Annotated in this window: 20 protein-coding genes and 2 pseudogenes; 7 read left to right on the forward strand and 15 right to left on the reverse strand. The window is 59.9% G+C overall.

Features of this window, described 5'->3' with window-relative positions; all coding sequences use genetic code 11:
• Positions 1–44: 44 nt before the first annotated feature.
• Positions 45–470: an OsmC family protein gene (locus tag B0G69_RS27470; RefSeq protein ID WP_025597457.1), complete on the reverse strand. Its 426-nt coding sequence runs from the start codon at positions 468–470 to the stop codon at positions 45–47.
• 374 nt (positions 471–844) lie between these two features.
• Here B0G69_RS27470 and B0G69_RS27475 point away from each other — a divergent pair, with 374 nt between their 5' ends.
• Positions 845–1,147 carry a DUF4148 domain-containing protein gene (locus tag B0G69_RS27475; RefSeq protein WP_121322789.1) on the forward strand — a complete coding sequence of 101 codons (303 nt, stop codon included), beginning with the start codon at positions 845–847 and terminating at the stop codon, positions 1,145–1,147.
• 162 nt (positions 1,148–1,309) lie between these two features.
• Here B0G69_RS27475 and B0G69_RS27480 read toward each other — a convergent pair whose 3' ends face one another.
• The 10 genes and pseudogenes from B0G69_RS27480 to B0G69_RS27540 all read right to left on the reverse strand — a co-directional run bounded on the left by B0G69_RS27480 (position 1,310) and on the right by B0G69_RS27540 (position 10,892).
• A complete protein-coding gene (locus B0G69_RS27480; RefSeq protein ID WP_121322791.1) occupies positions 1,310–1,864 on the reverse strand; it encodes a carboxymuconolactone decarboxylase family protein in 555 nt (184 codons plus the stop codon).
• Between the two features lie 35 nt (positions 1,865–1,899).
• Entirely contained in the window at positions 1,900–3,228 is a 1,329-nt protein-coding gene (locus B0G69_RS27485; RefSeq protein WP_121322794.1) for an aspartate aminotransferase family protein, read from the reverse strand.
• Between the two features lie 5 nt (positions 3,229–3,233).
• Positions 3,234–4,264: pseudogene (locus B0G69_RS27490) on the reverse strand (C45 family peptidase).
• Between the two features lie 150 nt (positions 4,265–4,414).
• Positions 4,415–5,269 carry a MurR/RpiR family transcriptional regulator gene (locus tag B0G69_RS27495; protein ID WP_121322796.1) on the reverse strand — a complete coding sequence of 285 codons (855 nt, stop codon included), beginning with the start codon at positions 5,267–5,269 and terminating at the stop codon, positions 4,415–4,417.
• Between the two features lie 953 nt (positions 5,270–6,222).
• Entirely contained in the window at positions 6,223–6,558 is a 336-nt protein-coding gene (locus B0G69_RS27505) for a hypothetical protein (RefSeq protein ID WP_121322800.1), read from the reverse strand.
• 87 nt (positions 6,559–6,645) lie between these two features.
• Entirely contained in the window at positions 6,646–6,849 is a 204-nt protein-coding gene (locus B0G69_RS27510) for a cold-shock protein (protein ID WP_116119606.1), read from the reverse strand.
• Between the two features lie 249 nt (positions 6,850–7,098).
• On the reverse strand, positions 7,099–7,839 hold the full coding sequence (locus B0G69_RS27515; protein WP_121322802.1) for a 3-ketoacyl-ACP reductase: 741 nt from the start codon (positions 7,837–7,839) through the stop codon (positions 7,099–7,101).
• A gap of 62 nt (positions 7,840–7,901) precedes the next feature.
• Positions 7,902–8,285 carry a hypothetical protein gene (locus B0G69_RS27520; protein WP_121322804.1) on the reverse strand — a complete coding sequence of 128 codons (384 nt, stop codon included), beginning with the start codon at positions 8,283–8,285 and terminating at the stop codon, positions 7,902–7,904.
• Between the two features lie 760 nt (positions 8,286–9,045).
• Entirely contained in the window at positions 9,046–9,423 is a 378-nt protein-coding gene (locus B0G69_RS27530) for a response regulator (RefSeq protein WP_121322808.1), read from the reverse strand.
• 917 nt (positions 9,424–10,340) lie between these two features.
• The gene (locus tag B0G69_RS27540) at positions 10,341–10,892 is read right to left on the reverse strand and encodes a hypothetical protein (RefSeq protein ID WP_121322810.1); all 552 of its coding nucleotides are present in this window, start codon (positions 10,890–10,892) and stop codon (positions 10,341–10,343) included.
• Between the two features lie 423 nt (positions 10,893–11,315).
• Here B0G69_RS27540 and B0G69_RS42130 point away from each other — a divergent pair, with 423 nt between their 5' ends.
• A complete protein-coding gene (locus B0G69_RS42130; RefSeq protein WP_121322812.1) occupies positions 11,316–11,591 on the forward strand; it encodes a hypothetical protein in 276 nt (91 codons plus the stop codon).
• A gap of 389 nt (positions 11,592–11,980) precedes the next feature.
• Here the strand turns inward: B0G69_RS42130 and B0G69_RS27550 are convergent, their stop codons facing one another.
• Positions 11,981–12,238 (reverse strand): DUF4148 domain-containing protein, encoded by a 258-nt coding sequence (locus B0G69_RS27550; RefSeq protein WP_121322814.1) that lies wholly within the window; start codon positions 12,236–12,238, stop codon positions 11,981–11,983.
• Positions 12,239–13,272: 1,034 nt separating this feature from the next.
• Between B0G69_RS27550 and B0G69_RS42135 the strand changes: the two are divergent.
• Positions 13,273–13,374: pseudogene (locus B0G69_RS42135) on the forward strand (acylphosphatase); the annotation flags it as partial.
• A 691-nt stretch (positions 13,375–14,065) separates the two neighbouring features.
• On the opposite strand, the gene B0G69_RS27560 reads toward B0G69_RS42135, so the two are convergent.
• On the reverse strand, positions 14,066–14,287 hold the full coding sequence (locus B0G69_RS27560; RefSeq protein WP_121322818.1) for a hypothetical protein: 222 nt from the start codon (positions 14,285–14,287) through the stop codon (positions 14,066–14,068).
• 521 nt (positions 14,288–14,808) lie between these two features.
• Between B0G69_RS27560 and B0G69_RS27565 the strand changes: the two genes are divergently transcribed.
• Entirely contained in the window at positions 14,809–15,624 is an 816-nt protein-coding gene (locus B0G69_RS27565) for a methyltransferase domain-containing protein (protein WP_121322820.1), read from the forward strand.
• 530 nt (positions 15,625–16,154) lie between these two features.
• Here the strand turns inward: B0G69_RS27565 and B0G69_RS27575 are convergent.
• Both B0G69_RS27575 and B0G69_RS27580 read right to left on the reverse strand, forming a co-directional pair.
• Positions 16,155–16,427 (reverse strand): hypothetical protein, encoded by a 273-nt coding sequence (locus B0G69_RS27575; protein WP_121322824.1) that lies wholly within the window; start codon positions 16,425–16,427, stop codon positions 16,155–16,157.
• A 307-nt stretch (positions 16,428–16,734) separates the two neighbouring features.
• Positions 16,735–17,493: an IclR family transcriptional regulator gene (locus tag B0G69_RS27580; RefSeq protein WP_121322826.1), complete on the reverse strand. Its 759-nt coding sequence runs from the start codon at positions 17,491–17,493 to the stop codon at positions 16,735–16,737.
• A gap of 146 nt (positions 17,494–17,639) precedes the next feature.
• On the opposite strand from B0G69_RS27580, the gene B0G69_RS27585 reads away from it, so the two are divergent.
• The 3 genes from B0G69_RS27585 to B0G69_RS27595 are packed head-to-tail and all read left to right on the forward strand — an operon-like array spanning position 17,640 to position 20,728.
• Positions 17,640–18,911, forward strand: a complete 1,272-nt coding sequence (locus B0G69_RS27585) for an aromatic ring-hydroxylating dioxygenase subunit alpha (RefSeq protein ID WP_121322828.1) — start codon at positions 17,640–17,642, stop codon at positions 18,909–18,911.
• Between the two features lie 60 nt (positions 18,912–18,971).
• A complete protein-coding gene (locus B0G69_RS27590) occupies positions 18,972–19,751 on the forward strand; it encodes an SDR family oxidoreductase (protein ID WP_121322830.1) in 780 nt (259 codons plus the stop codon).
• A gap of 11 nt (positions 19,752–19,762) precedes the next feature.
• Complete coding sequence (locus B0G69_RS27595; RefSeq protein ID WP_199731408.1) at positions 19,763–20,728, forward strand: PDR/VanB family oxidoreductase; 966 nt, start codon at positions 19,763–19,765, stop codon at positions 20,726–20,728.
• Positions 20,729–20,774: the final 46 nt, after the last annotated feature.

Below are 20,774 nucleotides of genomic sequence, written 5' to 3' on the forward strand. Positions count from 1 at the left end.
TCACGCGCCGCCTGCCAAAAGCGGGCAGAACGGGCGGGAAAAACTCAGGTTTCAAGCTTCGCGTCCATGGTGATCGTCGCGTTCAACACCTTGGACACCGGACAACCCGCCTTCGCGTCCGCGGTCGCCTTGTCGAACGCGGCCTTGTCGCCACCGGGGATCTTCACCGCCACGTCGAGATGCACCGCGGTGATCGTAAAGCCGCCGCCGTCCTTGTCGAGCGTGACAGTCGCCGTGGTGCCGATGCGTTCCGGTGTGATGCCAGCCTTGCCCAGTTCCGCCGACAACGCCATCGAGAAACAACCCGCATGCGCAGCCGCGATCAGCTCTTCCGGATTCGTGCCGATGCCGTCCGCGAAGCGCGTCGAAAACGAGTACTGAGTCTCCTTGAGGACGCCGCTGTCGGTGGAAATCGAGCCTTTGCCGTCTTGCAGGCCGCCTTGCCAGACTGCCGATGCCTTGCGCTTCATTGCTCTCTCCTGTTGGGTGCCCTGCTGCGCGCGCGTGCCGACCGAAGATGTTGCCCGCCGCTACGGTCTCGCCCGGATGTTTCGCGGCTCAGGCATCGGTCGTCTCCTGGGAGACTTCCTTCGGACGTGTCGCGCGACGCTGCAGGCGCGGGCGTGGACCGAACTTCATCATAGGCGCTTACGTGTGCCGGCGTCGTGACGATCCAGCGGTCGGGCCCATGGCGGCTATTTTCGAAATTACATCAAAAACAGTAACAATCTTTCATCGCAACGGCGCTTTTTTGCAGACCTTGCAGGAAATAGACTTGTTTCAACGGATCGGTACTGGTGATTCAAACCTGATCCCTCAACAATCGAATACCTTGGAGGTCATCATGAAATCGCTTCTTTCCGCAGTGGTCATTGCATCCGCTCTCATCGTCCCGGCTGTTTCGTTCGCCCAGCAGGCCAACGGTCCGGTTACGCGCGCTCAGGTGCGCAGCGAACTCGTCGCCGCGCAAAAAGCGGGCCTTCTGCATCAGAACGACACCGAATATCCGAAGACGGTGCCGCAAGCAGCAACGCTTGCCTCGACGCAAGGTTCGAAGGACATCGGCGGTGTGAGCGGCGGTTCGTCGGCGGCCGGCGCGCCGGCTTCGGTGCAGCAACGTTTGTTTTCGACGTATCGCGGGCAGTAAGGCGTAGGGCCGCGCGGTCGGCGGCATCACGCAGTGGCGCGGCAGGTGAGGTTGTGGCAGGTGAGGTTGTAGTGGTAGACGGAGAAACGCCCCGGTTTGCGAAGTTCGCAGCCGGGGCGTTTCGTATTATGTGCTGCGCGGCGTGCTGCGCCCAACCGCCTCCTACTCGGCGAACGGCAAACTCTCCTGCCCTAGCGCTCGCATGCCGAACACGTTCAGCGTCATCGCCACCAGCGCGTAGTAGCCGAGCAGGCCCACCAGGTTGATCACCACCTGGTGCCCAAATCTGTCGACCGCCTTCGCATAGGTCGCATCCGACACGCGCTTCGTGTCGTACAGCTCGCTCGCGAAGTCGTGAATCAGCGCGTCGTCGGCGTCAGCGAAATCCGGGCGGCGTCCTTGACGGATCGCTTCGGCGTCCGCTTCGCCCACGCCCGCTTCGAGCGCGATCGGATAGTGGATATACCACTCGGCCTGCGCCTGCCAACGCGCGGCGGTCACCAGAATTGCCAGCTCCGACAGACGCAACGGCAAGCCGGTCCGGTAGCGGCAGAACGCGCCGAGGCGCTGCGCCTGCTGCGCGAGTTCCGGGCTATGGATCCAGCCGAGAAACGGCCCGTTCAGATTGCCGCGCGGGCCGGACAGAATGTCGTCCAGCACGCTCTTCTGTTCGGGCGTGGCGGTGGACAGGTCGAAGTGAGGCAAACGTTCGGTCATTATCGTTCTCGCGGGTGGCGGTGTAGTCAAAGGGCTCAGACGGTGGACAATGCACCGTCGATCGCGTCGGTCAGCCGGCTGACGATCTCGTCGATCTCGCGCTCGGTGCAGATGAACGGCGGCGCCAACAGCACATGATCGCCGATCTTGCCGTCGACGGTGCCGCCCATCGGATACACCATCAAGCCACGCGCGAACGCTTCACGCCGGATCGCCGCATGCAGTTTCAGCCCGGCGTCGAACGGCGCTTTGCTCGCGCGGTCCCTGACCAGTTCGACGCCGACGAAGAGCCCTCGCCCGCGTACGTCGCCGATATGCGCATGCTGCGCGTAGTGCTCGCGCAGCCGGCCGCGCAACTGCTCGCCGCGCGCCTGCACGTTGGGCAGCAGCCTGTCTTCGGCAATCACGCGCTGCACTTCGAGCGCCGCCGCGCACGCAATGGCGTGGCCGATATACGTGTGACCATGCTGAAAGAAGCCCGAGCCCCCGACGATCGTCTGATAGATCCGCTCGCTCACGAGCGTCGCGCCGATCGGCTGATAGCCCGCGCCGAGCCCCTTCGCGATGGTCAGCAGATCCGGCGCGACACCGTCCTCTTCGCACGCGTACAGAACGCCGGTGCGACCCATGCCCGACATGATCTCGTCGAGAATCAACAGGACCCCGTAACGATCGCACACCGCGCGAATCTTGCGGAAGTACTCACGCACCGGCGGCACCGCGCCGGCCGTCGCGCCCACCACCGTTTCCGCGACGAACGCCGCCACCGTATCGGCGCCGAGTTCGAGAATCTTCTGCTCGAGTTCATCGGCGAGCCGTTGGGCAAAGGCCTCTTCGGTTTCGCCGGCGCGCTGCTCGCGGTACGCGTAACACGGACTCACGTGATGCGCTTCGATCAGGATCGGCAGAAAGGGCTCGCGGCGCCATGCATTGCCGCCGATCGCGAGCGCCCCCAACGTATTGCCGTGATAGCTCTGGCGACGCGCGATGAAATGGCGGCGCTGCGTTTCGCCCTTCTCGACGAAATACTGGCGCGCCAGTTTCAGCGCCGCCTCGATCGCCTCCGACCCGCCCGACACGAAGTACACGTGTTCGAGCCCGGCCGGTGCGCGCGCCACCAGATAGTCGGCAAGCTCCTCGGCGGGCTCGGTGGTGAAGAACGACGTGTGTGCGTACGGCAGCTGTTGTGACTGGCGTTTGATCGCGTCGATCACCCGCTGATTGCTGTGGCCGAGACATGACACGGCCGCGCCGCCCGACGCGTCGATATAACGCTTGCCGGTCGAGTCGACGATTTCGATGCCGTCGCCCGCGACAGCGACCGGCAGAGATTGCTTCGGTGAACGATGAAAGACGGTTGACATAATTTTCAGTTCCTCGTGATTGCGCGAGCGATGAAGGTGTCGAGTGCGCAGTGTCCCTGCCGATAGACTTTCATCGACACACCGGCGTCACCGATTTCGAAGAGCGCGGTGGCAAGCGTGTTTTCGTCGTCGGGATCGAGCGGGTCGTCGCGATAGATCGGCAAGCCCGATGGCGCGCGATCGTGCAGTACGTCGAGCAACGCAGCGGGTTGCACTGGCGTGACGAGCGTCGGCAGCAAGCATCAACACGCAATTGCCTGTTACGCGATGATTCCGTGACGATTTGCGCTTCGGCTTCGCAGCCCGGATGAATCATGTGATTTGCGTGGTCGGCAAGTCCGGACACGCTTCGTACGGAGCAACGCCGCGCACTGGCTTCGGCGCTGAAGAGCCGCGCGTCGCCCGCACAACCGAGCGTGTGATGAAAACCGCTCGCCGCCGGCACGGTGCGCAGCAGGTGCAACGCTTCGTCGAGCGAGCCGGCGTCGCGCACGACTCGGGCGAGGATCATCCGGGGCACGCCGGCAGCGGGCTCGCGAATGCGCAGATTATTGATTGCCTGCGCGATACCGGCGCGGCTCGCGGCGAAGGTGTGTCCCGGCAGCGACCCCGGGTAACAGAAGCTCACCAAGCCGGGCTTGCCGACAGGTCGAACCTCGACCAGTGCACAGCACTCGCGCAGAAACGGGGCGCCATCTTCGTTATGTGCGATGAAGCGCTGGTCGCCCGCTACAGCCGCCAGCGTGGTGCAACCATCCGGCGCGTAATGGATCAGTTCGCCGCGGCAGTTCCAGAGAAACACGTCTTCGGCGGGCCAACCCAGCGCGGCCGCCATGCCGTCGAGTTCGGCCAGCAACGCGGGATAGTGCGAGCGGGCCGCATCACGCGGCGTCTGCACGAACGGCTCGCCGCGCCAGCGCCGGACCGCGTGCCACGCACGGCTCTGCGCCATGTACTCGGCGAACACCGGCCTCGCGATTTCACCCAACCGGTAGCCGATGTCATACGGCCCCCCGCTCACCTGAAAAAGACCCACCCCCTGTCTCGACGCCACGGCTCGCACTCATTCAACAATCGGTACGCATTTATACTTCTAAACAACATATGTTGTCAACCAGCGCGATACTGGTTCAGATGAAGCGATCTTGCGCCGCGCAAAGACCGGGTTCGCTTCAAACGGAAACGCTCAAGGCACGTATGCACCCTTCGCGTGCAGGGACTGCTCGGCGATCGCAAGCTGTTCGACGGCGCCCGCGCCTTCGAGCGCGAGCAGGTGCGCGACCAGCGATTCCGTCAGCGCGGTAGCCGCCACCAGCGACGGAAAGAACGACGGGCTCTCGTGCGAAAAGATCAGCGCCTTGTCGGCGTTCAGCGCGATCGGCGAAACGGCGCTGTCGGTGATCGCAATCAGCTTGCTGCCTTTTTCCAGTGCGGCCTCGGCCACGCGCGCCGCTTCGACCGAATACGGCGCGAAACTGATGACGATGGTCGCACTGTCGCGCTCGACCGTGCGCAGTTGCATTTCGAGCGTGCCGCCCTCGCCGCTGAGCAGCGACACCGATGACCGGAACAACCGGTAGCCGTACACGAGGCCGAACGCCACCGCGTAACAGGAGCGAAAGCCCGCCACGTGCACATGCGGCGCGCGCCGCAACAACCGCGCGGCTTCGACGATCACGCGGCCGTTATGCGCGGCGGTGACATCGAGATTGTGCTGTTGCGCGATCAGCAGATCGTTCGCCAGCGCATCTTTCGATTTGACCAGCGAACGCGCGCGGCTCGTGAGCGGCTCGGGCCGCGTGCGCACGCGCGCGACGAACAGACTACGCAATTCGTTCCAACCGGGGAAACCGAGTTGCTGCGACAGGCGCACGAGTGAAGCCGGTTGCACCTGGGCGCGCTCGGCCACTTTGCGCATCGACGAGACCGCGACTTCGTCGGGATGATCGAGCAGAAAACCTGCTCCCATCTGGAACTGTGGACTCAGTTCGGAGAAGCGCGCCCGGATCAGGGCTGCGAGCTGGTCGAAACTGTCTGGCATGCGTTGATCGGGCGAGCCGCCGGTAGGGATGACAACAAATGTTACCACTGGGGACGGGGATTCAACGGGGCTGTCTGCGGGGCAGTTGAATACAAGAGAGTTGTATCTGCGTCAAATCTGTCCGTTGCAAAATCAAAGACTTAAGGGATAACAACAGAAGAGTCAGGAAAAGTGTGTGCGCGACTTGGCCTGCCCGATGCACCGAACGCAATCGCGGACGAAGATGTCGCTGCGTGACGGAATCATCTTTCGCTCGCAGGAACGGCCACGCCCATCATTTTCATCACAGCAAGCGACGACATCGCTGCGCGGCAGACGGTGTTGACCGCAGGCGCAAGCGCCCACTTCCCAAAGTCCTATGACGGGGATGCGCTGGTCAGAGCCGTGCAGGGTGCGCAGGGCGGGACAACGCACCGGAGCGGGTCGCCCGAGGCGCCCACCGGGCAATGAGAAAGGCGGCGCCGCTGAACCAAGTGCGTGCTGTCGAAGGGCAGGTCAACGGCTGCACCACGCATGCTTCCCCGCTGAATGGAAAACAGGTTGCAAGACAAGTCGCAGCCCAGCGGCGTCCAGGAAACAACGCCAAAAACTTCATACCAGCAAGACCGAGTCTGCGGAGCGCTCAGGTGACCGTAACGAGATATTGCACGTTCACTCTTCGAACATCCGTCCCGGAACGTCCGGATGCGCTCCGTCGAGCAGACCATGAATCGCTTTTGTCAGACGGCCTGTGGGGGCGGCCTTTAGTTACAGTACGTCCCATAGCGGCTCCTCCGGTTTCAGGCGGTAGCGCCGCCGACAGCATGACCACTGGAATGTTGGGTGGGGCGGTATCGCCCTTTAGCCGTCGACATAATTCGTCAGACCGGGGCTCTCGATGGCAGCTGGCGAGCGCCGCCTGTCCATCCCCGGCCGTGAGCACAAGGTTGTCCCTCCTGCTCCGTCAACGCGATTCACCCCTCGTAGAGGTCGCGGCACGGCCCGTCATATCGAACGTCGAGCGACGACCCGTCCTTGAAAACGAGTCGCTTCACGACTCCGGCATCCTGGACTCTCTGAACGGCGTCGCGCTCCACGAAGACGCCAGGCCGTTCGTCGGGTAGAACCAGCTGCATCAACGGTCCGTATATTTGCATGGCGTTGAAAAAGCTGGGTTCCGCAGAGGGCTCCGTCACCCCCAGCCAGTAAACCAGGGCTGCGCCAGGATTTCGGGCGTCGCGTGCGAGAAAGCGCAACGTCTTACGGGTACCTTGGTAGGACGAGGGTTCGATAGGCGGCACGTCGTGCATGCGGGTCTCCAGCTGGTCTGTCCGTACGTTTTGCGAAATGGGCCGCATAACGTCCCATTCATCGCGACGAGGCGAGCGTCGGGCGTGTTACAGCGGCTTGATGTTGGCAGCCTGCTTGCCCTTCGGCCCCTGCTTCACTTCGAAGCTGACCTTCTGATTCTCTTGCAGTGTTTTGAAGCCACTGCCCTGAACCTCAGAGAAGTGAGCGAAAAGGTCTTCTCCGCCGTCGTCCGGCGTGATAAAGCCGAAGCCCTTGGCGTCGTTAAACCACTTTACTGTTCCGGTTGCCATATTCATTCCACAAAAGTTTAATGTCGCATTTTCGTTTGCTGTATTTCACAGCGCGGCGAATCAGGAGGAAGAGTCTTATCACGGTGACACTGTCTTCGCGAGTCACATCGGTCGTCCATGTGCGCGACCGGCCCAGTATTACGCCATCAGTGTGGGCGCCGCGAAGCCGCTTGCATCTCGTCGGCACCTTGGCGAAAACGCAGGCCGGGACTTCTAGCGGCCTGCGCGGACCCCGCGTCCAAAGAGGCCTCAACTCATGTGAAGCCCACCGTTGAGCGAAAAATCAGCACCGGTCGCAAAGCCGGATTCATTGCCGGCAAGCCACGCAACAATTGACGCAATTTCCGACGCCTCCCCAAGACGGCGCACCGGAATGCCCTGAATGATTGCGTCCAGTACTTCAGGACGCACGGCACGAACCATATCCGTGCCGATGTATCCGGGCGAAACCGTATTCACCGTGATGCCCTTCGTCGCTACCTCCTGCGCAAGCGACATCGTAAAGCCGTGAATGCCCGCCTTCGCAGTCGCATAGTTGGTCTGGCCAAACTGCCCTTTCTGCCCGTTCACCGACGAGATGTTGATGATTCGCCCCCACTCCCTGCTCACCATCCCCTCGATGACCTGCTTGGTCACATTGAAGAGGCTGGTCAGGTTCGTATCAATGACCTCGTTCCAGTTCTCCATCGACATCTTGCGAAACGTGCCATCCCGCGTGATGCCGGCGTTATTCACCAGCACATCAATCTCTCCGACGTCCTTCTTCACCCTGGCAAACGCGGCCTCCGTAGACTCCCAGTCACCGACATTCCCTTCGGATGCGGTGAACGAAAAGCCAAGCGCCTCCTGCTCCTTCAACCATCTTTCCCGCCGGGGAGAGTTGGGTCCGCAACCGGCGACGACCGTGAATCCGTCCTTGAACAACCGCTGACAGATTTCTGTACCAATTCCACCCATGCCGCCGGTGACATAAGCGATTCGCTTTGACATGTTCTTCCCTCGGTTGTTGCGGTTAAGAATTGAAACTTGTAGTTCGCCTGCAGGTATGCAGCTCACGCTGCTTGGCGCGCGTTGGCCGCCCGTAAGGCCGTACCTTTCAGCTTCCGGGCGACAGGTTTGCGAGCAGACACAGGTACTGGCGGCGCGCTGGGTACCTCCTCTGGCAAACGGCCGCGCTCAATAAAGTGCTGCAGCACCTTGCCCGCCAGCGGCTTCCCGCGCTGCTCCAGTCTTCTGAGAAGGGCGTGCGCAAATGCCTTCAGGTCATCGCGTCCGTGCGAGGCCTCGAACTCCAGAATGGTTTCCGAGACCGCAGCGAGCATGCTTTCCTCGTACAGCGTGCTCGCGATATGCGAGGCGCCTCGCGACAACTCCATCTCGTACTGATTGAGACGCGGTGCCTGGGCGAACGCCGCATCTTGTTTAACTGCCTTCACATCGATTCCCTCCGGGTTTGCGGAAGAGACGCCTGCTGTGCCGCATCCGAGATGCGTACAACTGGATCATTGCGAGTGCAACGCCGACCGAGTTGCGAACTTCAGAACGTATGGGAATCCACGGAACACAAACTCCCCTGTCCCGCGTTTCCCGCGAACCGCGAATCAGACGACCGGAGGCTGCCCCGTGCAAAGCCAGTGAACATCGAGATGGAGGATGGCGGCGAGGCGCGTACAAGCGTTCAGCGACGGCACGGTGATTCCGCGTCGCCAATATTGCACGTCATATTCGCTCACACCCAGCCACTTCGCTGCGCGTGCCGAACTGATGCCGGCGCGTGTCAATGCCCTGTTAAGGCGTGCGGCCAAGGCGCGCGTCAGGCGGTCATTGCCGACACTGCGCTCGAGATGACCGATACTTTGAGTATGTCGATTCATTTGTCTAACTTCTCTCAGATTATATTTTTGCAATTCAACACCGGTTATTTCGGTGCCGGCCGAATCTACGTATTTGTCATGACGGCCTCATGACGCCATGTTGCCTTTTCGACGGTACGCCGGATGCCACTGTGGTTGGCGTTGTAGTTGCGAGTACAACTATTCCTTCGCGTGTGCAGTGGCGCCAACCAATAAGTAAAATGTTCACGTTTGCCGTTGCACACATACGACCAAAAGGCCGTCCGAACCATCCGGACGAGCACAACCCTGGCTTGCGTTTAGCTCGGCCTTGGGGTGAGCGCATCTGACAGCCAAGCAATGCCTAGGCGGCTAGGAGAGCGCTCGCATCACCACAGCTTTGCGCATCTTCAATCACTTGCAAAAGTGCCTCGAGGGAAAACGGCTTCTGCAGACAGACATCGAAAAGCCGCGTGAGTCCGTCGTCCTCACTGTCTCCAGTCATGGAGACAGTGAAGGGCCGGTCAGCGAAAGGCCTATTGGCAATCGACAGTGCGACAGCGCTTCCCTTAATTCCGGGCAGGTTCTCGTCAAGCAGGACCAGTTCGAAAGCGCGGCAGCACAGCAGCGAGAGCGCGCTTTCTCCGTCTTCCACCACGGTGGCGCGGTGACCGTAGCAGTCAAGCAGGAAAGCCAGACTGTCCGCGACCACCTCATTATCTTCGACGACCAGCACGTCCATTCAATGTCTCCTTAAATGCCAAAACTTCGGGTTAACATTGATTCGTATTATTATTATATTATCCTAATTGTTTTGGATGGCCTACGTATGTTAAATGGTTAAGCCCAACTGCACTAGGTGTTTAGTTTAAAAATAGCAGCACGAACGTCCGTGAGTTTGACCGCGGCCGGCCCAAAATATTATGTATGTACGGTGACGCACGTCCGTAACCAGCACTATTTAGCCGCCTGGTCAAACTGATAACACGCCTTTCACGTCATGGAAACTTCACGCGACGAACCGTCTGTTTCCGCTGACAACCGCTGTGTTTCGGATTTCCTCGTACCGGCGGGCAGTGGAATGCGAGCTCGCCGTCGCCGCCTACGCCAAGCTCGACGCTGTACCGGCGCGTGCCCCGTACGTTCGCGCGAAGGACACCATCGCGCTCTTCGAGGCGCGAGACGGCGCCCTGTGGAAATACGCCTTGCCGCGCGCAAACGTTTTCGTGTCCGCGAGCGACTGGATTTCGGCGAGGCTAATGATGTCGTGAAGCGGTGATTGGCTGGACATGGCGTGCGTTTGAGATATGCGGGGAGGATGCACGAGCCAATCGGCTGTGGCACGAATCCGCAAAACCAACGGCCACCCAAGGGCGCCCGTCGCATGCGAAATTCCCTGACTCTGCACGAGGAATTCCGATTCCGGGAGGGACAAGGCGCGTCCATTGGGACTACGTCCTTCCTTGAGCGATACGACAGATACAGGCAGTCGAGGACTACCTCCACCACGGTTTGTCAGCGCCCTAAGCGTAACGCTCCCGCAGAGCAGCGGCGCGCACAATCCGGACCCTGTCGACGTTGACGAACGCAGCGGAATCACCGGCGACGTGGAGTCAGGTCAAGCGAACCATTCATCTACCCTCACGCCGTCGCCACCACTTAAGCGTCGGACTTCCACGGCCATGAGGGGTAGAGTCGCCCGCTGCTTTCAACGCTATCCCGTTGGTTCTCGGCTTGTCCGCCATTGCGCTCGACATCGCCAGCGCTCGGAGTCTCGTCCGCCTGCAAGCTCTGGGAACTGCCATCGGTCGAATCAGCGCACACGTCCTCGCCAACTTTCACCGACGGCAGGCCCACACCGAACCAACGAACGTCGCTACGCAACGCAGCGACGTACGCACGCCATCCGTTTGCGTTGCCGGCAAACAGGCTCCGTCGAACAGTGGAAGCAAGACGCCTGCGATTCAGTTCAGGCTCAAGCAGTTCCCGTGGCCATGCGAAGAAGGCGTCTGACACTCGCTGAACAAACTGCTCCGCTGTCATCCGCGGCGAAACCTGCTCCAGGAGCGGGAAGCCTCCAAGCGGGTCGTGCGCTGCGGCGAGTTCGCGTACGGTCTTGTGGCCGTCACCGCATTTCAGGAGACGGTTCGCGACCTCCAGTACGTCTCCAAGGTGAAGCAACAAGGCACGGCGCTCGAATGCATCATTCATCTGCTCATTTCTCTCTATGTGAGTCGAAGCACAATTCTAGCTCGCCGGTCGCGCAGCGCCGTGAGAGGAACGACGTTCGCGTTGCCTCAAGCGGCAAAGATTCAGACTTCTCCGCGGACCTGCCTGACAAAGCGTCCATCCTGTCGATTTATCAGCAACCCGGAACTGCCGATGCATGGCGAGGCGACAGGAGTCGCCCTGAGGCAACGCGGGCGCGCGGATTTCGATGGTCAGGGTACGAGCCGGACTGTGCCGTCGGTCTCGTCCAGCTCCTGGCAATTCTTGGAGGGCCACTCACCTCGAAATATCCGGTTTCAGAAATCACAAAATCCCTGGTCAACATTGCGGGCGTCTGCGGCGTTAAGGATATGAACGGTGAGAAACCGTCCCGTTACCTGAACGGAAAACTTGCTGGAGCGGAACATGAAAAACACGAACGGGCAGTCCCTGCGTTGTCAGGTCGAAAAGTGGCTCGCACCGTCTCACGCGATGCACGTTCATGTAACCAGATTCGGTCGCACCGCCGGGAATGGGAGACGCTACGTGTGCGTCGAAACGTCGTCACCAGCCGGAGCGCGCTCGTTGTTTTTCTTCAGGCACGATGACGGCAGGTGGAGCGTGTTCCCGCCCACTGTCAACTGGCGGAAGTCAACTGCAGAGCACCTTCTCGTGCAGGTGGCCGCCACCACCTTTTGGTGACGGTCACGAGTTCGCCGCGCTCAATCGCGATGCTTGGGATTCAATCTGGTTTCGGGCCGGTGCACGGCTATTGAGCCGCGTTTTTTTCGCAGGATGGGCGAAGTCCACGAACACGTGGGGCGCCACCGCACGCGCGTCGGTCGTCTCGGCACAAATCGAGCAAGTGTGAGCTATGCAGATGAAGACCGCCCGAGCGACGGGAACTAGCCGAACTGTGCAGATTTCTGGGTACTCGTCCAACAGCACCGCCTCGCATCCGGGTCTTCGTTTTCGCGCCCATCGTGTGCGTTCTCGCTGCAACATCCCTGACCTTTTCCGGGACCGCATATGAAAGTTGACGACCACGATGGGAGGCATCAGACCCGACCCGTGCGAGCAGGCGCTTTGCTTTATTGCCCCCCATACTCCGCGTTGATGCGGTCGAGTTCGCCCGATTTGCGTGCTTGCAGAAGCTCCTGCTTGACCTGGGCTCGGGTCTTTCCCATTGGAGCGCCAGCGTCACTCCTCGTGGCGGACACACCACCCACGGAGTCTGTCGAAGACACGGTGGGATTTGTGGGCTGCGTTGCAGGCGCCATATCTTGCGCCTGGACATATCCGAATGCGAGAACCGCGGCTATAGCTGCCGCTACTTTGGGCGTTTTCATATCTAAGTACTCCACAAAGTTTGATTGGTTTGGCTTCTTGAACCGGCCAACAGAGCCGCTATTTCAAATACGGCCACCCGCGACTATCGCGTCACGGGGAAAGCTGTCGAATGATAAGCCGCGGCGTGACACTCCCCGGCTGCGCTCTGACTCAATTGCCAAAAAACGTCGCATTGAGGCCTCGGCTGACCCGCTCACCGCTTAAACGAGACTCGAGCAACAACGACTCGTGGCCCAAACAAGGTGGTCATCCAAATTTCCGCATGCGGGTCAAGCTGGCATCGGCAACCTCAGGCGTGTTAGCTGCCTTCATAGATATCGCAGGACAGGCCCACCGTGCACGGCGCACCGCTTCTGGCTTTGCCGCTGCCGCTGCTTCCGCCGGGCTGGGGTCCGTATCCCAGGTCAGGGGTGTGGTCCATAGTCGTAGCTGGCTGAGCAGTTGTCATCGGCTGCTGGGCAGACGATGGGTCAGTCGTGCCCGACGGTTGCATTTGCTGCGAGTGGGCGGCGCCGGTCGCAGCGAACAGGGATATCGCACTGACTACAGCTAAAAGTTGCGCTTTCATCTCGTCACCTCTTTTTCGTCAACGGGTTGCGAATAACACGACCCCGGAATAACAAGGGGATTGACATCCCCACGAGCGCGCGATGGTTGCATTAAGCCTTTTCGCTTTTTTCTGACTCTTGCTTTCGCTTCACCCAAATGCCATACAGCGTCGTCTCCGACGCCGTTTAGCCGAGCAAATGCGAAGTTGGCTTGTTGCACCGTTTGTGCCCAAAGCCGGACTTATTCGATGACTACCTGGGGGAATGACGCGAGGCTGGTACCGGGCGGGGCAGAAGGATGCGCAATAAGTGCGCTGGCGAAAGGACGTTGTAACGTCAATTGACCAATAAGACCCTTGCTGCGTTTATGTTATAGAACGCTAAGGTCGTGATTGACAGCGGAATCGACAATCGGCAAATCAGGGCCGACCGTCGCGCCTGGTCGCTCGCACTGCCCCCGGACACAGCGCCACACCTGTCGACTCATTCGAGTACGTGGCCTAGTACAGGACATCGGCTACCGGGAAGCCTGCGTACTCCAGGCCCAGGGCGTCCGCGTCACCGGCTGGGTACGTAACCGCATGGACGGTTCACCACGGGTACCGCAGACGGCTGCAAATCTGCCGGCCAAGCTTGCGCTGTGACAGGACTCCTTACCTCTCGTGGACATTCCGGCATGGATGCCGCCCGATACCAGCATGGATGCCGACGATGCCATTCACCCTGTCGAATGACTCTTCCAACCTAAAATTGCCAGCGGTCAAAGAATATAACTGCAGTTCGCTAAAGATGTCTTTTTACTTCTTCATCTCTTTGAATACTTCTTTGAGACATCAAGCCATCAAATGGACGGGACTCTTCTTAGTGGAAAGGGACGGCACTCTCGCAGAGTGCCGCGCGGCTCACGAGGGCGCTAGACTCCCCCCACAGAGTCCAAATCTACCCCGACTTCGGGCACGACAAAAAAAGGAGTTTGTTCAAGTTCACCATTTTGCCAAGGAAGCGTGGTTCAGTCCTAAAAGACGGCACGCGTGCAGCGCGCCGCTCTCATCAAGTCGTAACCGTGGCAGTCATCCTCACAGATTGTTCTAGATAATCCTGTGCTCATCAACGAGGAATGCAGTGATTTCCGAGAGAAAAGTCTTCGCATGAGCCATAGTTTTGAGCCCGGCCTCCGAACCGAACGCCGCCTGCAGCGAATTAGTGCTCTCGAATCAGAACTCGACGATACCGGCGATCGGCAGTTCTTCGTAGCTGCACCGGTGTCCCTTTCGCAATTCAAGCCCTACCACCGCGTTCTGCGCGATACCTTATGACGCCCGGCATCGTCCAGACCCAGTCTGCATGTACTCTCCATTCGGAAAGAAAATCACTTTCCGACATTTCCGGAACACGCCGAATCACCGACATTCTCTTCATCATCCTGCTGCGGACAGCATCGTCCGGCACCTCCAACACGGTCGTCTGCTCCACCGTTACCTTCACGTTCATCGTCAGCATCGCAGCGCCTAGACCTGGCAGGTCGAATTACGGCCATGGGCGGAGAAGTTCTAGCAGCGCCAATGCCAGGACCTGGGCCATATCCTACAAGTCATCCTTGTCGTACGCGCCGCCCTGTTTTCAGGAGAGCATCGATGACCACCCATTGACATCAACGAAGCCGTCGCAGCCCTTCCCGCTTTGATTGCAGCGCAACGGGTGCGGAGAGTTTCACGAGGCCGCCATTTTGCGTGATGGCCGCCCTGTCGCCCGACTGGCGCCAATCGAGACGCAGCGTAATGGCATTGCGCGGGGCATGTTCGAGGTGGGAGATGGCACGCCGTCCGAGGATGCCGACGTAAACCCCAATTTGATATCAATTGGCGCTCTAACCGGCGATATTGCTGGTGCGCCGCACCACACAGTTGCTTGCGCTCACCCGTCAGTCTGGATTGTTCCCTCAATAGACAGGCAGTACCTTTACGAGGAACATGAAAGCCCGCGCTCCAACGCGCCAAGGTGCCGAATGAGTGGAGGCAAACATGGGACAAGTCGACTTCAGCGCATTTGAGCACGAAGGTTGGGAGCGGGTCGCGCAGGCCTATGACGAGTATTTCGGTGATTTGACTGCTCAGTCGAACCACGCGATGCTCGAGGCGCTCGGCATTCAGCGAGGTTCGCGTTTTCTGGATGTAGCATCCGGCCCAGGCTACCTTGCTGCTGCAGCCAAGCTTCGCGGCGCCGATGTCGCTGGCGTGGATTTCTCCGTCGCGATGGTCGAAAAGGCGAGGCGCGTTTTTCCGGGGCTTGAGTTTCGCATCGGCGACGCGGAGGATTTGCCCTTCCTCGATGAAAGCTTCAACGCAGTGGGCATCAGTTTCGGCATGCTACATTTTCCGCGCCCCGAGCGCGCACTCGCGGAGGCGTTTCGTGTGCTGCAACCCGGCGGCAGAATCGCCTTTACGGTCTGGGCAACACCGGACAAGGCGGTCGGCTTCGCGATGGTGCTAAAGGCAATCGAGCAGCACGGGACAACCGATGTGCCCGTGCCGCCAGGACCACCCTTCTTTCGGCTCAGCGATTTGGACGAATCGAAGCGCATATTGCTTGATGCGGGGTTCGTTCAACCGCATATGCGAGAGGTGGACCTGACCCTTGTGCTTCGTTTGCCGGATACACCGTTTCACGCACTCATGCGCGGTGGCGTTCGAGTTGCCGCGATGCTAAACGCCCAGACGGCGGCCGCGCTGGCGTCAATTGAACAGACAGTCGCGCACGACGCAGAGGCGTATCGGAACGATGCCGGGGAACTGCGGATTCCCATGACCTGCGTCCTGGCTTCCGCGCTCAAGGCCTAGGGCCAGCCGGTCTATACAAGCGGGTCGGCACTTCCGTGCCTAGAGTTTGCCAGCCCTGATGCTTGAATGTCCTGCATAGAGGCGCGATGACTCGCGCGACCATGAGTGATTCAGGGCGTTGAAGAGTTGCGTCAATGCTGGCCGGCGTTCAGCAACATCCAAATCTGCCGTGTCGACGGCCCGGCGAGGATGCGTGCAAATACCGCGCGACACCGAACGCAGGCGTAGTGCTCTTCTGTTCGCACATCATTCATCGCGCTGATGCCATTAAGCGCGAGGTTTTCGGGCGAAGGTTCAGTTGCCGTCTTCCCGTAGAGGTCAGCGCACTTGGCGCGGGGTTGAATCCGAAGGTCCATTCGTCAGTTGTCGGCAATTTCGAGCGACATGCGGCCAATCAGTTTCGTGGAAAGCATAGGTTTCAAAGCGAGGAATATCTGCTACGCGGCGTCGCAAGGCAGACCATTTGAGGTAAGCGCACAATTAGTGCACGCGCCATCAAGAACCTAACAAGGAATCCACGCCGGTCGCGGTTAGTTCTCAAATGGGTTGCCTGCGTCTTTCACTTCGGTATTGAGGTTGTATTCCGCACGCACGGCCTTGAGCACGCCCTCGATGTCGCGCTCGAAGCCGAGCGCGTTGCCGAAATGTGTCATGTGCCAGTTGCAGCCTGTCCTGTCAGGCTCTTGCAACTGCGGCCGCGGCACACGAATCTTCACGCCATCCTCGACGATTTCCTGCAGTCGATGGATTCGCCGGTTGACCTCCTGCTGAAGCTGCGAGGCATTGAGCGTCTTGCGTATCATCCAGGTCTCCTCCCGGTTGCTCAAGCCAGTCTAGCGCAAGTGAGGCGTTCCGCAACCTGGCGCTGAAATGCAAAGCGTCTGAAAAAGAGCAGGCGCCTTGGGTCGTCGGGAGGCGTCAGCAAGTCAGTAGCGACAATCATGACACCGTTGCCGCCAATGCCACGACCACCGATGTTCGCCCGGCCCATCGCTATGCCGCCAACCTGTGCTCGTAATGCGGACGTTCCCTGTCATCAGGTATCGCCTCATTGCCTTCAGGTTTGAACTGAGCAATGAGGGTGTCTACGTGCGCCATGGGCCCAAATTCTCACGACACTTGCTGGCCGAGAAGCCGGGATAGAGCGACGGTTGCACGCTTAAGCAACTCTGCGAACTGCTCGACCCGCTGCTCGGTGACCCGGACGCTCGGACCAAAGATGCATAGCGAGCCTGCAACTTGATTGGCCCCGTTGAAGAATGGTGCCGCCACGGCGACGGCGCCATCAATCAATTCGTGGTGACTCGTACCGTATCCTTTTAAGCGGATTTGTTCGATGTCATGAATCAACGCCGACACATCCTGTGCCGGGTCGACGAGATAACGCGTTAATTCGTCTGGTGTGAGTCGCATTTGCGAAAGAATGGTGCGGCCGCTGGCGCCGCGCACCAGCTTTTCGCGGTATCCGACACCGCGTCGAAAACTGAGCGGCTGATGACTTTCCAGTTCCGCCACGCAAAGTCGATACGTATCGTCTGGAACAAACAGCGCCACGGTCTCGGATGTCGCTTCCCAGAGGTTGCGCAGCACCGGCTGCGCCAGCTCGGCAATTCTGTGTTCACTCAGCCAGACGTGGGCTAACTGAGCCACCGAGCTTCCCAGGTGGAAGCGCTGCGGTTCGCCCGACGATGCGAGAAACCCGGCCTGCTCCAATGTGTTTAGCAGCCGATACAACGTCGGCCGGCTGAGGTCCACTCGCCCAAGCAACTCAGCGACGCTTAGAGATTCATCTCCCGGTCTGAACGCCAACAGTATGTCCAAAGCTCGCTCAACCGCACGAACGCTCTCGTGCGTCTTTTTTTCTTCCATGTTCCGCTGTCCCCTTGGGCAATGCCGTCTGCGCCATTGTAGAGAAACTACCTAGCCGCTGATGCTTGACTTCAAATTTCGTGTCCGTAGAATGAGAACACAATCTCATCAGACGGACAACGTCACATACGAATTGGAGTTTGAGCATGGACAGGAACATGTCGGAAACGCTCGTGCGCACCGGCCCGGGCACCGCGATGGGCAATCTGATGCGGCGTTACTGGGTGCCGATTCTGCTCGCGAGCGAAATTGCCGAGCCGGACTGCCCGCCGGTACGCGTGCAAATCCTCGGCGAAAAGTTGCTGGCATTCCGGGATTCAGATGGCAACGCCGCGCTGATTGACGAGTTCTGCTCGCATCGCGGTGTGTCGCTCTATTTCGGGCGGAACGAGGAAAACGGCATCCGCTGCTCGTACCACGGTCTCAAATTCGACCGAAACGGGAACTGCGTCGAGGTGCCGTCCGCGCCACAGGCGTGTAAGCACATGAGCATCACTGCGTACCCGTGTATCGAGCGCGCCGGCATTGTCTGGGCTTACATGGGCCCCAAAGACAAGCAACCGGCACCGCCGGACCTCGAGTGGTGCAACTTGCCGCCGGATCACGTGTTCGTATCAAAGCGTCTGCAAGAGTCCAACTACCTGCAGGCGATGGAAGGCGGCATCGATACGAGCCACGTCTCATATGTGCACCGCTATGAGGTCGACGAAGACCCGATGCACCAAGGCACCAAAGCGCTCGAATACATCAAGGCTGACGGCAATGTCATCTTCGAAATTGAGAAGCAGCCGTTCGGGCTCACGCTCTTCGGACGTCGCAATGGCGAGCCGGATTCCTATTACTGGCGAATCACGCAGTACCTGTTCCCGTGGTACACGCTCATTCCGCCGTTTGGAGACCACTCGCTGGCAGGCCACGTCTGGGTGCCGATTGATGACCATACCTGCTGGGCGTGGAGTATCAACTTCCGTCCCGACCGTCCGCTGTCCGGGGAAGAGATGAACGACCTGAATGCAGGCAAGGGCATTCACTGCGAATACGAGCCGGGCACGTTCCGTCCGAAGGCGAACAAGGACAATGACTACCTGATTGACCGCCAGGCTCAAAAAGACAAGCGCGCTTATTCAGGCGTCTTCGGCTTCGCGATGCAGGACGCGTCGCTGCAGGAAAGCATGGGTTCCATTCAGGACCACAGCAAAGAGAAGCTGCTGCCGACGGACCGAGCCATCGTAATGGCTCGACGCATGCTCTATGAGGCAGCGACTGCTTTGCAGCTTGACACTGACCCGCCCGCAATCGATGCAGACCAGCAGCGCGTGCGCGCGGCCGGCGCCTTGCTCCCGCGTGACCAGAAACCGCAAGAGTGGGCTGTCATCCATCTCTCGGATGGCAAGGGCCAGCCGATTTACTCCATCTGAGCGCACTCGACGCTCACCATTCTTCTCTGCATAAGGAGGCCGGCACCACGCCGGCGTGAGATGCAAGCTTCAAGACTAAGAGACAAAGTCGCGCTGATTACCGGCGGCGGAGGCGGCATTGGGGCCGCAACCGCACGCGTGTTTTGCGACGAAGGTGCGGCAGTCATCCTCGTCGATGCAAATTCACAAGCCCTCGCGAACGTCGCCGACGACCTGCTCAGCCGGGACCCCGCTGCGAAGGTTCAAACGTATGTAGCCGACGTTGCCAATGCCGACCAGGCGGCGGCGGCAGTCGAGCTTGCAGTACGTGCGTTTGGGCAGCTTCACGTTCTCGTCAACAATGCCGCAATGCGCAACTACAGCGCACTCGCCGACGCGACGCCGGAGGAGTGGCAAAGCATGGTGTCGGTGAACCTCGTGGGCACCTCCAACTACTGCAAAGCGGCGTTGCCGTTATTGCGCAAGGCGGAATCGGCGAGCATCGTCAACGTATCGTCCTGTTACGCGGTCACCGGCCGCAAGGGCATGGGCCTCTACGACGCGACTAAAGCCGGCATGCTTGCCATGACCCGCACGCTTGCCTTCGAGGAGGCGGCGCACGGTGTGCGCGCCAATGCGATATGCCCAGGCTCGACGTTGACTGATTTTCACGTCAACCGCGCGCAGGCGGCTGGAAAGAGCGTAGAGGCGCTCAAGACACAAAGGCAGGACACGTCGTTGATAGGACGATGGGCGTCTCCCGAGGAGGTGGCTTGGCCGATTCTATGGCTTGCAAGCGACGAGGCATCGTTTATCACCGGCACAACGCTGATGGTCGACGGCGGCCTGTCGATTATGTGACGGTGGTGGCCATGAACGATTCCACAATGACCGTGCGGGTTGCGCGGCGCAATATGGAGGCTGACGGCATCGTCAGTTTCGAACTCGCCGGCTTGGACGGTCGTGATTTGCCGGCGTTCGATGCTGGTTCACACATCGATGTTCACTTGCCAACGGGGCATGTGCGACAGTATTCGATTTGCAGCGCGCCGCACGAGCGGGCACGCTATCAGATTGCCGTGTTACGGGAAGCGCAATCGCGCGGTGGTTCGGCCGGTATGCACGACGCCGTCAAAGAAGGAGATGAACTGCGGGTCAGCATGCCTCGCAATCATTTCTCTCTCGCGTCCGGTCCTGCGAAGCACCTGTTGCTGGCCGGAGGCATCGGACTGACTCCGCTGCTGTGCATGGCACAACACCTTGACCGTGCCGGCGAAGAATTCCAGCTGCACTACTGTGTACGCTCGCGTTCGCGTGCGGCCTTCCTCGAGCGACTTGCGGACGCGTCCTGGGCTGGGCGCGTCCAGTATCACTTCGACGACGAGGATGAGCAACAACGCCTTCGTCTTGATGCGCTGCTACAGGAGGCAAGCCCGGATACGCATCTCTATGTCTGCGGCCCGCAAGGCTTCATGAATGCGGTGCTTGATGCGGCGCGAGCGAACGGCTGGTCAGAGAGTCGACTGCATTACGAGTTCTTCTCGGCACCCGCCGTTGATACCTCGTCCGATGGCGCCTTTGAAGTATGCCTCGCGCGCACCGGCAAGACAGTAACCGTCCCCGCAGACCGCACGGTGACGCAAACGCTCGCGGACGCTGGAGTCGAAGTGCCCGTTTCGTGCGAGCAGGGCATTTGCGGAACCTGCCTCACCCGCGTGCTCGACGGCGAGCCGGAACATCGCGACCTGTTTCTATCTCCGGAAGAGCAGTCGCGTAACGACCAGTTTCTGCCGTGCTGCTCGCGCTCGAAGTCCAGGAGACTTGTGCTGGACCTGTAACGCCGCAATCCCGCACTACACGCCCGGCGCACACTGAATGCCGGAT

Origin of the sequence: Paraburkholderia sp. RAU2J, assembly GCF_003634845.1 — a bacterium.
Classification (GTDB): Bacteria; Pseudomonadota; Gammaproteobacteria; order Burkholderiales; family Burkholderiaceae; genus Paraburkholderia; species Paraburkholderia fynbosensis.

Coding starts and splice junctions, on each gene's coding strand:
- B0G69_RS27550 (WP_121322814.1), bottom strand. CDS start 12,238: ATGAAAACGCCCAAAGTAGCGGCAGCTATAGCCGCGGTTCTCGCATTC.
- B0G69_RS27590 (WP_121322830.1), top strand. CDS start 18,972: ATGCAAGCTTCAAGACTAAGAGACAAAGTCGCGCTGATTACCGGCGGC.
- B0G69_RS27475 (WP_121322789.1), top strand. CDS start 845: ATGAAATCGCTTCTTTCCGCAGTGGTCATTGCATCCGCTCTCATCGTC.
- B0G69_RS27565 (WP_121322820.1), top strand. CDS start 14,809: ATGGGACAAGTCGACTTCAGCGCATTTGAGCACGAAGGTTGGGAGCGG.
- B0G69_RS27540 (WP_121322810.1), bottom strand. CDS start 10,892: ATGAATGATGCATTCGAGCGCCGTGCCTTGTTGCTTCACCTTGGAGAC.
- B0G69_RS27515 (WP_121322802.1), bottom strand. CDS start 7,839: ATGTCAAAGCGAATCGCTTATGTCACCGGCGGCATGGGTGGAATTGGT.
- B0G69_RS42130 (WP_121322812.1), top strand. CDS start 11,316: ATGAAAAACACGAACGGGCAGTCCCTGCGTTGTCAGGTCGAAAAGTGG.
- B0G69_RS27580 (WP_121322826.1), bottom strand. CDS start 17,493: ATGGAAGAAAAAAAGACGCACGAGAGCGTTCGTGCGGTTGAGCGAGCT.
- B0G69_RS27505 (WP_121322800.1), bottom strand. CDS start 6,558: ATGCACGACGTGCCGCCTATCGAACCCTCGTCCTACCAAGGTACCCGT.
- B0G69_RS27510 (WP_116119606.1), bottom strand. CDS start 6,849: ATGGCAACCGGAACAGTAAAGTGGTTTAACGACGCCAAGGGCTTCGGC.
- B0G69_RS27495 (WP_121322796.1), bottom strand. CDS start 5,269: ATGCCAGACAGTTTCGACCAGCTCGCAGCCCTGATCCGGGCGCGCTTC.
- B0G69_RS27470 (WP_025597457.1), bottom strand. CDS start 470: ATGAAGCGCAAGGCATCGGCAGTCTGGCAAGGCGGCCTGCAAGACGGC.
- B0G69_RS27530 (WP_121322808.1), bottom strand. CDS start 9,423: ATGGACGTGCTGGTCGTCGAAGATAATGAGGTGGTCGCGGACAGTCTG.
- B0G69_RS27480 (WP_121322791.1), bottom strand. CDS start 1,864: ATGACCGAACGTTTGCCTCACTTCGACCTGTCCACCGCCACGCCCGAA.
- B0G69_RS27485 (WP_121322794.1), bottom strand. CDS start 3,228: ATGTCAACCGTCTTTCATCGTTCACCGAAGCAATCTCTGCCGGTCGCT.
- B0G69_RS27585 (WP_121322828.1), top strand. CDS start 17,640: ATGGACAGGAACATGTCGGAAACGCTCGTGCGCACCGGCCCGGGCACC.
- B0G69_RS27575 (WP_121322824.1), bottom strand. CDS start 16,427: ATGATACGCAAGACGCTCAATGCCTCGCAGCTTCAGCAGGAGGTCAAC.
- B0G69_RS27560 (WP_121322818.1), bottom strand. CDS start 14,287: ATGCTGACGATGAACGTGAAGGTAACGGTGGAGCAGACGACCGTGTTG.
- B0G69_RS27595 (WP_199731408.1), top strand. CDS start 19,763: ATGAACGATTCCACAATGACCGTGCGGGTTGCGCGGCGCAATATGGAG.